Source organism: Chryseobacterium sp. ERMR1:04 (assembly GCF_001297705.1).
GTDB lineage: Bacteria > Bacteroidota > Bacteroidia > Flavobacteriales > Weeksellaceae > Chryseobacterium.
This window is the reverse complement of the sequence record NZ_LIRF01000003.1, coordinates 1,601,343-1,614,708: the sequence shown is the minus strand read 5'-3', so window position 1 is coordinate 1,614,708 and position 13,366 is coordinate 1,601,343. Positions and strand designations below refer to the sequence as shown.

12 protein-coding genes are annotated in these 13,366 nt (G+C 34.9%); 7 read left to right on the top strand and 5 right to left on the bottom strand.

Annotation, left to right across the window (positions count from 1 at the left end; all coding sequences use genetic code 11):
• Positions 1-99: 99 nt before the first annotated feature.
• Entirely contained in the window at positions 100-993 is an 894-nt protein-coding gene (locus tag AMQ68_RS07325) for a hypothetical protein (RefSeq protein ID WP_123905633.1), read from the top strand.
• A 107-nt stretch (positions 994-1,100) separates the two neighbouring features.
• On the opposite strand, the gene AMQ68_RS07320 is transcribed toward AMQ68_RS07325, so the two are convergent.
• The 3 genes from AMQ68_RS07320 to pruA form a co-directional block, all read right to left on the bottom strand.
• Positions 1,101-1,298: a hypothetical protein gene (locus AMQ68_RS07320; RefSeq protein WP_054509910.1), complete on the bottom strand. Its 198-nt coding sequence runs from the start codon at positions 1,296-1,298 to the stop codon at positions 1,101-1,103.
• A gap of 281 nt (positions 1,299-1,579) precedes the next feature.
• A complete protein-coding gene (locus AMQ68_RS07315) occupies positions 1,580-1,801 on the bottom strand; it encodes a hypothetical protein (protein ID WP_054509909.1) in 222 nt (73 codons plus the stop codon).
• 349 nt (positions 1,802-2,150) lie between these two features.
• Positions 2,151-3,776, bottom strand: coding sequence for an L-glutamate gamma-semialdehyde dehydrogenase (gene pruA / locus AMQ68_RS07310; RefSeq protein ID WP_054509908.1), 1,626 nt, complete (start codon positions 3,774-3,776; stop codon positions 2,151-2,153).
• Positions 3,777-3,911: 135 nt separating this feature from the next.
• Here pruA and AMQ68_RS07305 point away from each other — a divergent pair, with 135 nt between their 5' ends.
• Complete coding sequence (locus tag AMQ68_RS07305; protein ID WP_054509907.1) at positions 3,912-4,418, top strand: hypothetical protein; 507 nt, start codon at positions 3,912-3,914, stop codon at positions 4,416-4,418.
• A 203-nt stretch (positions 4,419-4,621) separates the two neighbouring features.
• On the opposite strand, the gene AMQ68_RS07300 is transcribed toward AMQ68_RS07305, so the two are convergent.
• Together AMQ68_RS07300 and AMQ68_RS07295 are read right to left on the bottom strand one after the other, a co-directional pair.
• Entirely contained in the window at positions 4,622-5,725 is a 1,104-nt protein-coding gene (locus AMQ68_RS07300; RefSeq protein ID WP_054509906.1) for a DNA topoisomerase IB, read from the bottom strand.
• A 206-nt stretch (positions 5,726-5,931) separates the two neighbouring features.
• A complete protein-coding gene (locus AMQ68_RS07295) occupies positions 5,932-6,369 on the bottom strand; it encodes a DUF6526 family protein (protein WP_054509905.1) in 438 nt (145 codons plus the stop codon).
• A 426-nt stretch (positions 6,370-6,795) separates the two neighbouring features.
• Between AMQ68_RS07295 and AMQ68_RS07290 the strand changes: the two genes are divergently transcribed.
• From AMQ68_RS07290 to mnmE, 5 genes are all read left to right on the top strand, one after another.
• Positions 6,796-8,565, top strand: a complete 1,770-nt coding sequence (locus tag AMQ68_RS07290) for an aminopeptidase P family protein (RefSeq protein WP_054509904.1) — start codon at positions 6,796-6,798, stop codon at positions 8,563-8,565.
• Between the two features lie 437 nt (positions 8,566-9,002).
• Positions 9,003-9,569, top strand: coding sequence for a Crp/Fnr family transcriptional regulator (locus tag AMQ68_RS07285; protein WP_054509903.1), 567 nt, complete (start codon positions 9,003-9,005; stop codon positions 9,567-9,569).
• 53 nt (positions 9,570-9,622) lie between these two features.
• Positions 9,623-10,648, top strand: a complete 1,026-nt coding sequence (locus AMQ68_RS07280; RefSeq protein WP_054509902.1) for a saccharopine dehydrogenase — start codon at positions 9,623-9,625, stop codon at positions 10,646-10,648.
• Positions 10,645-11,223, top strand: a complete 579-nt coding sequence (locus tag AMQ68_RS07275; protein ID WP_054509901.1) for an NAD(P)H-dependent oxidoreductase — start codon at positions 10,645-10,647, stop codon at positions 11,221-11,223. Before AMQ68_RS07280 ends, AMQ68_RS07275 begins: the two co-directional genes overlap by 4 nt.
• Positions 11,224-11,622: 399 nt before the next feature.
• Complete coding sequence (gene mnmE / locus AMQ68_RS07270; protein ID WP_054509900.1) at positions 11,623-13,008, top strand: tRNA uridine-5-carboxymethylaminomethyl(34) synthesis GTPase MnmE; 1,386 nt, start codon at positions 11,623-11,625, stop codon at positions 13,006-13,008.
• Positions 13,009-13,366 lie beyond the last annotated feature (358 nt).

The following is a 13,366-nucleotide window of genomic DNA, read 5'->3' as shown; positions in this document are numbered from 1 at the left end:
CCACACCTAAACACTAAAACTAAAAACTACTAGCTGATGTAAAATATTGAGGAGTATTTTGCATTATAATAACCATTAAACTAGTAATAAATTAAACGGATGAAGACAACTTTAACAGTCGTTATGGCTTCTGTGTTATCAAATCTTGCCTTTGCGCAGATAGGTATTAATACAGCTAACCCAATAACGAGTTTGGATGTAAGCGCGAAAATGCGCGATGGATCTACAGCGGAGGGTATACTGCCCCCAAGACTCACAGGAGAACAAATTAAAGCAGGAGATGCTAAATACTCAGACATGCATGCTGGAACTATTGTTTATGTAACGGCTCCAGTAAATGGAATCACTTCAAAAACAACCAATGTTACTTCTCCAGGACTTTACGTTTTTGACGGAAAGATCTGGCAAAAAATGACACAAGGAGATGAAAAAACACTAAGCGTTAAAATAGCTGGTGATATCAAAAACTCAGTAAGAACAGCAGATCATAATGGATGGTACTTATTGAATGGTAGAAATGTTTCTACGCTTTCGCTAGAAGCACAGCTATTTGCAAAGACCCTTGGTTTTACAAGCGTTTTACCGGATGCTACAGATAGAGTATTAAAAACCAGACGTGGTACAGAGCCATTAGGAAGTGAAGGAGGTCAGAACTCAATAACGCTTACAAGATCTAATCTACCTAATGTTACTTTTGCAGGTATTGTAAGTGGTATCGCTGAAAGTGGCGGAGCACATACCCACGCTGCAGGAGAGGGAGGTTTCCTATTAGGAGGTACTTCTGTAGGAAATAACGGAAGTGGTGAATATACGGGTAACGGAAGCCCTTCTTCATGGGGTGGAGTTGGTACTCTTCACAATACAGCAACAAGTGGTGCCCACACTCACTCATTAGCCGGAATTGCTACCGTAGCTTCAGGAGGTGAAGGAAATTCTTTGGATAACAGATCTGCTTATCTGGTAGTGAATACTTTTATCTATTTAGGAGAATAAATAGAGTGAAAATATTAATTAATACAGTACAATCGGGATGATTGCCCGGTTTTTTCAGTCAAGTTTTTTTAAGTACAAAACCACAGAATTTCTGCGGTTTTGTTTTTTTATTTTGTGTTCTCAGCTTTCACTTTTACGGTGTCAGCAGGAGCATGTTCAGAATTAGCAACGGCAGAATCTCCCATATCATTTCTCATGGCGCTTTTATCGTGCTCCTTTTTAAATTCTTCTCTGTTGGCTTTTTTATCTGCACAGCTTCCTAAGAAAAGTAAACCTAAAACGGCTCCGATCCATAATTTTTTCATAATAATTTGTTTTTAATGTTTAGTATTAATCAAATATAACGATTAATAAGATAAAAGATAAAAGATAAAAGATAAAAGATGTTTCTTGTAATTTCGAAAATGGTACGTGAGCCACAAAGTGGCGACTTATATTAGAATAGGATGAAATCCTATTAAAAATAGTCAGAGATTGCTTCGTCGCTTTGAATGATGAACACATATAAGAATAACCAACAAATAAAAATCCACAGAGCTTTCATCTGTGGATTTTCCCTATTAAAGTTATACTTTCTAGTTTTGCTTTATTGGGTTGCAGGAGCAGTAGTACTATCCATCTTCATCTTGATATTATCAGGATTTGTTGTTGATGTAACTGCCGAGTCTGTAGTAGATGTTGAAGATTGCATTTTATTTTTATCTACCGCAGCTGAATCGGAGTTATTAGACGACATTGATGATTCTTTCGTTCCGCAGCTCACTGCAATTAATCCTAAACCTATACTTAGTAACAAAAACTTTTTCATAATATTTATCCTTTAGTGTGTTGGTAAATATTCAATAACTATTCCCAACTAGGTTTATTAATTACTAAATTATCAACAATATAGCTTAAATTTTGTTAAAAGTTGATGAGATGGGAGGAATGGAGGCTTAGGGTAGACGTTGGAAATGTAGCATGTGATCATTAATTCTCAGGGAAGCTACAGAGTGGCGATTAAAATTAGGGTAGGATGAATCCTATCAAAAATAGTCAGAGATTGCTTCGTCGCTTTGCTCCTCGCCATGAAAATAAAAAAGCCCCGAAACCGAAATTCCGAGGCTGTATGTAATGAATGAACAAATTACTCATTGCCCATTACTGATTACTCATGATTATCCAAGATATGGGTATTTGTAATCTTTAGGAGAAACAAAAGTTTCTTTGATACTTCTTACAGACGTCCATCTTAGTAAGTTCATTTTAGAACCTGCTTTATCATTTGTTCCTGAAGCTCTACCACCACCGAAAGGTTGTTGACCAACAACAGCACCCGTTGGTTTGTCATTGATATAGAAGTTTCCGGATGCATTTTCCAACGCTTTGAACGCTTCATTTACTGCGTAACGATCTTGTGCAAACACAGAACCTGTTAATGAATAAGGAGAAGAAGAATCAACAACTTTCAACGTTTCTGCCCAGTCTTTATCTTCGTAAACGAAAACAGATAAGATAGGTCCGAAGATTTCTTCAACCATACTCTCGTATTGAGGGTTTGTAGTTTCAATCACTGTTGGGCTTACAAACCATCCTTTAGAATCATCTACTTTTCCTCCGATGACAACGTTTGCTTCGTTTGATGCATTCGCTCTGTCGATATATCCTTTACATTTTTCGAAAGAATTTTTGTCGATAACTGCGTTTACAAAGTTGGAAGGATCTTCTGGAGAACCTATTTTAATAGAAGCGATCTGAGTTTCCATTACTTTTTTTACCTCAGCCCAAAGAGATTGAGGAATATAAGCTCTGGAAGCAGCAGAACATTTCTGACCTTGGTATTCGAAAGAACCTCTTACCAAACCAGTTGCAACAGCTTCTACGTTAGCAGAAGGGTGAGCGATAACGAAATCTTTTCCACCAGTTTCTCCAACAATTCTTGGATATGTTCTGTAGTTATGAATATTATCACCAATCATTTTCCACATTCCCTGGAACACTTTTGTAGAACCTGTAAAGTGAAGTCCAGCAAAATCTCTGTGCGCCAATACTTTCTCAGCAGTTTCTTTTCCGTCTGTGAAAACCATATTGATAACTCCTTTTGGAAGACCAGCTTCAATAAGAACGTCCATGATTACTTTTGCAGAATAAATTTGCTTATCAGAAGGCTTCCAAACCACTACGTTTCCAAGCATTGCCATACACGTTGGCAAGTTTCCTGAAATAGCCGTAAAGTTGAACGGAGTTACCGCAAAACAGAATCCTTCTAATGGTCTGTATTCTACACGATTCCAGATTCCTGCATCAGAAACCGGTTGCTCAGAATACATTTCTGTCATAAATTCTACGTTGAATCTCAAGAAATCGATAAACTCACAAGCTGCATCAATTTCAGCTTGGTGAACATTCTTAGACTGTCCGATCATGGTAGCCGCGTTGATCACATCTCTGTAAGGTCCAGCCAATAAATCAGCAGCCTTTAAAAAGATTGCAGCACGGTGTTCCCAACCTAGCTCATTCCATTCTTTTTTAGCAGCCAATGCAGAATTAATTGCATCATCTACATGTTGCATGGTACCTCTGTGGTAAAAACCGAAATCATGCGCATGATCCTGAGGCGATTGAAGCTGAACTGTATCACCAGTTTTTACTTCTTTACCATCAATAACCATTGGGATTTCTATTTTCTCTGCCCACATTTTTTTGTATTGAGCGATAAGGCTTTTAACTTCTGAAGTTCCCGGCGCGTAAGAATTTACCGGCTCATTTACTGCAAATGGTACTTGCGAAATTGCTTTTGACATATGTATATGTTTTAATTTAAATACTATTATACAAATTTACGCTTTCCTTTTGAAAAGAACAATTCTGATAAAAATACTTGATCTTATTAATCTATGAGAATGATTATATTTGATTTGTTCTTACAACATTAGAAAATGAAAAAAATAATTCTCATTCTTTTATGCTTTTCACAAACTGTTTTTGCACAGCGCAAGAAAAAAACGGTTGAAGAAATCCCATTAAAACAGCAAATAGAAGAATATAAGATTCCTGAAGATGAATTATTGAATGGTACTTTAAAAGGCTCAAAGTGGTATTTTGATATGAAAAATGATAAGGAAGCTGAGCTGTATTTAGATAAAGACAATAGAAAACCGGATGTTTTAAATTTTGTTGATGGTAAACGATTTCAGATTACTATAAATCAGGGAAACTGTAAAAGTGTAATCAAAGGGACGTATGAAATTAAGAAAATGAACGATGGGAGTACAACAGTACAACTCGGTCATCATCCTTTTAAAATTACATCACCTTCTCAAAAATGTGTTGCTGATTTATATGAATTTTTGTCCGGAGCGATTGATATTTCTGTTGATGAAAATAGACAAATTATTGAAATGAAAGAAGGTGAAAATTTTCCACCAACGGTTCCTGGGTATTAATATTTTGAACTGATTTTATAATAATTAAAAAACAATTTTAAACATCAATAGGAATTGGCTTTAGCCCATTTTCTCTTTTGAATAAACGAATCTGGCTTTAGCCAAAATCTAAATTTTCAGTTTTTTATAATGGGTAACAGCTGTTAATATGAGAAAATCTGTAAAAATTGACAGCGAAGCGAATTAACCATTCACTTTTAGCACTACATTTTTTCCGTTTCCAGAATTTTCAGCACCAATTTTTCCTCCTGAGTAAGATCAGCCTTCCCATCATTTTCTTCAATTTGTTCTAATTCATCAAGATATTTTTTGATCGAATTGTTTTCATACAGATTGATCACTAAAGGATGAACATAATATTTTCTGCAAACCGTGCTTGTATTTCCTAGATGAGAAGCTACCATTTCTAAGGCTTCTTTTACTTTTCTTTTGTATTCGGTATTGCTTTCTGCGTAGCCGATTTCTTTAAAAGCAATTAAAGCATTCACGGTTCCAGACCAAGTTCTGAAGTCTTTCGCTGTAAAATCTTCACCGCTGATTTCTTTGATGTAATTATTTACCATTCCAGAATCTATAGAGTGGCGATTATCATCTTCATCCAAAAATTGAAAAAGTTCTTTTCCCGGAATATCTTTACATTTCTGAACCAATCTTGAAAGTCTTCTGCTTTTAAGATCAATTTTATGCATAATTCCTTTTTTACCTTTAAATGAAAAGGTCATTTTTTGTCCTTTAATTTTTACATGCTTGTCTTTTAACGTGGTTAGTCCAAAAGAACCGTACAGTTTTTCGTACGCATTATTTCCAATTCTGATATTGGTACGTTGCATTAAACTCACGATCAGGGCTAAGATCTTTCTTTTTTCGAAATTTCTTAAGGCCAGATCCTGTTCAATATGAAGGCGTATTTCAGGTAATGCATACCCGAATTGCAACATTCTGTAAAATTTAGTGTGATTTCTTAACGCGCTCCAAAGAGGGTGGTAGCGGTATTGTTTTCTTTTTTTTGCATCGAAGCCTGTCGCTTGAAGATGGCCGTTATCCAAAGCACAAATCCATACATTCTCCCAAGCTGGGGGAATAACCAATCCGTTAATCCTTTTGATTTCTTCTTTGTCTTTGATTTTTTCGCCGTCTTTGAAATAAGCGTATTTTTTACCTCTTTTTTTTCGAATAATACCCGCAGATTCTGCGTCGGACGTGTAAATTAGATTTACCGCCCTTGCAGAAGCCTCCGGATCTTTCATAATTTTGACAATTTTAGAAGGTTTAAGGTGAGAAATGATGTCTAAGTCTGAATTGTCCATAAAATCTGGTTACGAGTTCTTACCCCTAGAAAATAGCCATATGATAAGGGCTATTACGCCTACTACTAAAATAATTCCCCACCACATTCCTGCTTTAAAAATTGTCTCTACTGCTTCACAGCTTGTTAGCAATAACAAACTGAATATCGTCATACTGTATAATGATAACTTTTTCATGATAATTTATTTTTTTGATGTCTATTATTTTAAATTCTGTGTTGGTCTGGTCGCCAATTCCTAATGGATTTTTTTATTTGATCTCCTGAAAAATTTTCTTCAAGCGCTTTGTTTAAAAGATTTTTAAACTCATCATCATACGCAAATCTAAGCGCTGCAATCTGGCTGAAACTTAATTTTCCTTCCACTTCATCTGATCTTTTATTGAAGATCTCAAAATACCTTTGTTTAAATTCAAGCCTTACCAAACGGTTTTGAAGTCCCAGCGCATAATGTTGTCGCGTCATAATAGCCAGATATAAAATCAGAAAGATGACCACCGAAAATAAGGTCCAGGTCAACTTGTTTTCCCTGTCACTAAAAACTTTATAGATTCCAAAAACTTCCAATAGAAATAATAAGGGAAGATAAATGAAATGATGAGGTGGATAAAATTTCCTGTGATTTTTATAATTCTGTATCTCCATAATGTAAAATATAGCAAGAATCTTTCCAAAAGGTTAATATTTTAATAATAATTGATATTTGTGGTATCTAAATGTTGTTAATTCATCTTAAATGATTGATTTTTTTTATTTGTATTACGGCCTGTTTTTGAGAAAAATAATACAAGAAAATTGTCATTGTGAATGAAGTTGAAGGAACCTCTTTTATTATTTAATCAACAAAAATTTCACACTATGTTTGTCATCCTGGAAGGATCTGAACAACGAAAATAAGCTCAATTTAATTTTTGCCATGCAACGTCAATTACTGCCTAGAACGTCCTCATGAACTTAAAAACAGTAATTATGTAAAAAAACAGTATAAATATTGCGTTTAAAAAACTTGTATAATTCCCTTCCAAACCTCAAAAATTTTGTAACTTCACGTCTTTAAAAAATTATTTGAAAATGACTTCAAAGGAAAAAGTAGCTGCGCTTCGTGAAGAAATGCAGAAAAATAATGTTGATGCATTTATAGTATATTCTGCAGATCCGCATATGAGTGAATATTTGCCCGAAGAATGGCAGGAAAGATCTTGGTTATCTGGATTTTTAGGTTCCGCCGGTTTTGTGGTGATTACTAAAGATAAAGGGGGACTTTGGACAGACGGAAGATATTTCACACAAGCTGCAATAGAATTGGAAGGTTCAGGAATCGATCTTTTCAAAGACGGTATGGAAGGAACGCCTAATTATATCGACTGGATTATTTCAGAAATTCCAACGAACGGAAAAGTAGCGGTAAATGCAGTAGCAACTTCTCACGCAAACTGGGAATTGCTTTCTCAAAAATTAAATTCAAAAAATATAACGATCGTTAATCTTCCTCTTTTAAAAGAAATTTGGAAAGACAGAGGAGCGCCTTCGGAAAATCCAATATTTGTACATCCTATAAAGTGGGCTGGTAAATCGGTAACAGACAAGATTTCTGCCATCCGTCAGAAAATGGAAGATCAGGAAGCAACCGTTCATATTATTTCAAGTTTGGATGATGTAGCTTGGACGATGAACCTTAGAGGAAGTGATGTTCAAAGCAATCCTGTGTTTTTAGGATACATCATTATCACTAAAAATGATGCAATTTTCTTCACAGGTCTTGAGAAACTAGAGGTAGAGGCAAGAAAACAAATGGATGATTCATTTGTGAAAATGATGCCTTACGAAGAATTCTACAATCACTTGAATACGGTTAAAAACGAAAAGGTTTTAGTTTCTCCAAACGGTAATCAATCTATTTATGAAGCATTGAAATCTTCTAATCAATTCATCAAAGCTCCGGTTCCTGGAAACTTAATGAAAGCTCAGAAAAATGAAACTGAGTTGGAAGGCTTCAGAAAAGTAATGGTGAGAGATGGTGTTGCGATGGTGAAATTCCTGTATTGGCTAAGAAACACTGCCGGAAAAGAAGGAATGACTGAATATTCTATCGGTGAAAAACTGAGAGGTTTCCGTGCAGAAGGTGAAAATTTTGTCGGAGAAAGTTTCGGAAGCATCGTTGGATATAAAGATAATGGGGCCATTATGCACTATTCTGCAAAAAGCGAAGGGAGCAAAGAGGTTACCAATGATTCAAGTATTTTGGTAGATTCAGGAGGTCAGTATCTTGAAGGAACTACAGATATTACAAGAACTTTTTCTTTAGGAACCGTTTCTGATGATTTTAAAAGAAATTCAACATTAGTTCTTCAGGGATTGATCCGTTTATCAATGGTGAAATTCCCGAAAGGAACAAAAGGTGTTCATTTGGATGCGATTGCAAGACTTCCGTTATGGATGGAAGGGAAAGACTTCAACCACGGAACAGGTCACGGAGTAGGAAGCTTTATGAACGTTCATGAAGGTCCTCAAAATATCAGAAAAGACCTGAATCCTCAGGATCTTTTAGTAGGAATGGTTTGTTCTAATGAACCTGGATATTATTTGGAAGGAGACTATGGAATCCGTCACGAGAACTTAATTGCTGTAAAAGAAGCAGAAACAACCATTCACGGAACTTTCTATGAATTTGAAACATTAACGTTCTGTCCGTTCTTTAAAGATACCATTGTAAAAGAAATCCTTTCAGAGCAGGAAATTGCTTGGTTAAACCAATATCACCAAACATGTGAAGAAAAAATTTCTCCATTCCTGGAAGGTGATGTTAAAGAATGGTTCTTAGAATTGGTAAGTCCATTATAATAAAAGTAACGATTGATCTTAGGTGTTTATCATAAGCAATCTAAAGATTAAACTAATTAAAATAGTTGTTAGATACATTTTAGAAAAGCTTTGTAACAGTTGTTACAAGGCTTTTTTATGGAGACTACCGTATTTTTACGGATAGAGTTTTAGGGATTCCCCTGAGAAGATGAAGCAGGATGAGATCTATCTTTGTATCAACAAAAGACATCATTCATATCTTCATATATACTAAGTAAATTCAAAAGTAGTAAAATCATCTCGTCCTGAGATGATTTTATTTTTTAAGAGCCTGTGATTTTTTGTGTTCTAAATAGCTGAAAATTTAACAGGATACTCATAACTTTTACATCTTTTGAGGTTAAGATTTTATTAGTATCAAAATTCTAATAAACCTTTGGGTTTTCCTTATTTTTGTCGAAACTTACACGCCTCGCATGATACAGGATTTCTTTCGCAGTTTTACGTTATTTTCAGAACAGGAAATTGAAGCATTTTTACCACTTTTTGAAGTGAGAAAAATCAGTAAAAATGATACTTTTATCCAAGAAGGTGAGCGATGTAAAGAAATTGCATTTATACAGTCGGGTATTTTCCGGTCCTATTATATTTCTGATGAAGGAAAAGAGAGCACCTATTGTTTTCGGTTTCCTAATGATCTTATGGCATCGTATTCTTCTTTTATTTCGGATACTCCAAGCGTGGAAACCATACAGGCTATTTCTGATGCTGATGTATTGATTTTAAAGAAGACCAAGATAGAAGAGTTAGTTCAGACTCATCCGAATTGGATGGAATTTTTAAAAATCATTGCGGAGCAGGAATATCTTGAATTGGAAAAACGTTTTTTCCAGTTGCAAAGAGATAATGCCAAACAGCGGTATGTTACTTTACTGGAGAATCAACCCAATTATATTCAGGATATTCCATTGCAATATCTGGCTTCTTATTTAGGTATTACGCAAAGACATTTAAGCAGAATTCGGAAAGAAATTTCTTTTTAGACATTTGTCCTATATAGTGATGAACGGGCTTTATAGTTTTGTGAAAAAAATAGATGAAGTCAAACATTTTAATTATCGGAGGCAATGGAATGGTCGGAAAAACCATTGCGAGAATTTTTGCATCAAGAAATCCAAATACCCATATTTTCATCGGAGGAAGAAAGCAAGGGAAAACGGAAAATGATGTCATAATTGATGTTACAAAACCTCAAACGTTTCAAACCATTCTTAATCATAAAATAGACGTGATCGTTCTTTCTGTGAATGATAAAGATGATCATGTTCTTCGTTTTGCGATTGAAAATAAAATAGATTATCTGGATATTACCAAACCAACGCCTGATCTTACAAAGGCCTATGATTTTGCTAAAAAACAAGAGATCAACAGTCGAATTGTTTTCAGTTCGGGATGGATGGGAGGTATTGTAAGTGGATTGATTAATTCCTTTTCTGACCAGATGAAAGATATTCACACGGTTGAGCTTTTTGTTTATTATTCTGTGAAAGATCTGGCGGGAGAAAGTTCGGCTCATTTTATGGCAGAAAACGTGGCTAAACCTTTTGTTAATTATCAAAATAATAAACCGGTTTCTATCAAACACTTTCTAGATGCCGAGCCGTTTGAATTTTCTTTTGGAATTGGGAAAAGACAGGCCTATAATTTTGATGTTCCAGATTTATATATTTTAAATCAAATAGAGAAAGTGCCAAACGTCAGTGTGAAAATGACTTATAATTCAAAATTTATCACCTGGTTATTGGGCACATTTCAGAAAATAAAACTGTTTAATATCTTATCTTTAAAGGAAAGGAAAATGGTTTTCGCCTCCAGTGGAAATGGAGATCAATCCATTTTCGAAATTATTGTAAAAACTAAAAATGGCAGCAAAAAAATAAGTCTGCAAAGCACAAAAGGACAAGCTGAATTAACAGCATTATCTGCTGTTTTGCATGGAGAAGAATTATTGAAAAACAGCCATGAAAATAAGATCTATTTCAGTCATGAGCTATACCAAGGTTCTTTATTGTATGATTCACTGAAGGCTTATGAAACCATCAATATACAAATATCAGAATGAAAAAAATATTGATCATTAATGGGCATCCCAACAAAGATTCCTTCAACGTTGTAATTGCAAAAGTCTATAAAGAGGGAACATTGCAGTCAGGAGCAGAAGTTCAGGAAATTGTAATTGCAGATTTAGACTTCAATCCGAATCTGCAGTTTGGATACCAGAAAAGAATGGAATTGGAACCGGATTTAATTAATGCTTGGGAAAAGATTAAATGGGCTGATCATTTGGTTTGGATTCATCCTGTTTGGTGGGGCGGTTTGCCAGCGATTACCAAAGGTTTTATTGACCGACTTTTCTTGCCAGGGTTGGCTTTTAAATACCGAGAAAACTCTGTTTGGTGGGATAAATTACTGAAAGGAAAGACGGCACATATTATTACCACCTTAGATCAACCAGGTTTTTATTACCGATTTTTCTTTGGTCGACCCAGTGTGAATCAACTTAGAAAATCAGTGCTAGAATTTTGTGGAATAAAACCTGTGAAACTTACCTATGTAGGCGTTATAAAAACTTCGGATGATAAGCAGCGTCAAAAATGGCTTGAAAAAGTGAGATTATTGGGGCTTAAACAGAAGTAATTTTACTGGAAATTGTCATTGCGAACCGAAGGTGAAGCAATCTCAAAATCTCATAAAGTTTGTCATTCCGGAGGGATCTCAACACGAATAACAAAATCAGTTTAGATTCCACGCTCCACTTCGTTGCGCTCTGAATGACAAAAATGATGTAAAAGAGATTGCTTCGTCGCTTCGCTCTTCACAATGACAAAAAGTAATGTTTGCGACGAATACCCTAGCCCCCGATTGACTCAATTTTTATATTTATAATTATTGAATCGTCGAAACTCGTTCCTCGTGTTGTAGAGAAAATCCTTTTTGAAAAAAAGATTGTAATGGAAAGCGGGAAATAGCTCCAAAAAATAAGCACAATAGATAAACCATATGGTTCAATGCGATTAAAAATCGTAAATTTGCTACATGAATAACGATACCATTTGTGCACTGGCTACGGCCAATGGAGTAGGTGCTTTAGGCATTATCAGAGTTTCAGGGAACGATGCTTTATCTGTCGTTCAAAAATCTTTTCCCAAGAAAAAATTGGAGAAACAAAAGTCTCATACGATTCATTATGGCTATTTTATGGATGGCGATGAAGCGATTGATGAGGTGATGTTGTCTATTTTCCTGGCTCCAAAAAGTTTTACGACTGAAAATTCTGTGGAAATTGCTTTTCACGGCTCTCCACACATTGGAAAACGTATCTTAGAAACCCTGATTAAAAGCGGTGCCAGAATGGCAAAAGCGGGAGAATTTACGCTTCGAGCTTTTATCAATGGAAGAATTGATCTTTCTCAAGCTGAAGCGATTGCTGATGTGATTGCTTCGGAAAATGAAGCTTCCAGAAAAGTGGCTATTAATCAGTTGAAGGGGGGGATTACAAATGAAATATCTGTTTTAAGAACCGACTTATTGAATTTTGTTTCTTTAGTTGAATTAGAACTTGATTTTGCGGAAGAAGATGTAGAATTTGCCGACCGATCTGCACTAAATATATTGCTTGATAAAATTGAATTAAAACTCAATTCTCTGATCGAAAGTTTTCAATACGGAAATGCCATCAAAAATGGAACAGCCGTTGCGATCATTGGAAAACCCAATGCGGGAAAATCGACTTTACTGAATGCTTTATTGAAAGAAGAAAGAGCGATTGTTAGCAGTATTGCCGGAACAACGAGAGACACCATTGAAGAAATTTTACACATTAAAGGTCATGCGTTCCGTCTAATCGATACCGCTGGACTGCGTGAAACCGTTGACGAAATTGAAGCCATCGGCGTTAAGAAAGCCAAGGAAAAAGTAGAAAATGCTAATATATTAGTCTACTTAGCTGATGCTGCAACAGAAAACTTCTCTGAAGATATTGAAATGATTAAATCGTTGCAACGCGATGATTTAAAATTGATTATTTGCGCCACAAAAATTGATGAAGTTTTTCCAGCCACCTACGAAAAAGTAGAGTCTATTTTCAGAAACGAAATCTCTCAGGAATTTGATTTTATCAAAATTTCTGCCGTCGAAAATCAAAATATACAAGACCTTAAAAACGAATTATCTTCTTACGTTGAACAGTTAAAATCTGCAGAAAATAACGTGGTGATTACTAATCAGCGTCATTTTGAAGCGTTAGGAAAGTCTTTGGATGCGGTGAATAAAGTGAAGGAAGCGATTACGTTCCAAATTTCAACAGAGCTATTAGCATATGAGTTAAGAAATGCGCTGGAACATCTTGGTGAGATTTCTGGTGAAGTGACCAATGATGAGGTGTTGGGGAATATCTTTTCTAAGTTTTGTATCGGGAAGTAATAAAGAAATTCAATACACTATATTCTTAATATTTAACATAAAAAAATACATCTTTTAAAACTCTGATAACATTGTTATCGGAGTTTTTTTCTTTAATATACCCTTTTTATTTACGGATTTCCATAATTTAAAAAACTAATAACTATTTATATTTGATTAATATTTTAAATTAAAAATTAGTATTCATAGTCTTAGAAGTAGGAAATAATCTTTTTAATATAAATAATATTAAAAAGATTAGACGGTTAGATATTCAATTACAAATACATGATGATATCAATATTTATAAAAGCTGAATGTTCATGGATGTTCACTTCAATGTGAAGACTATTTTTAATATCTTTGAATTTATTACTAC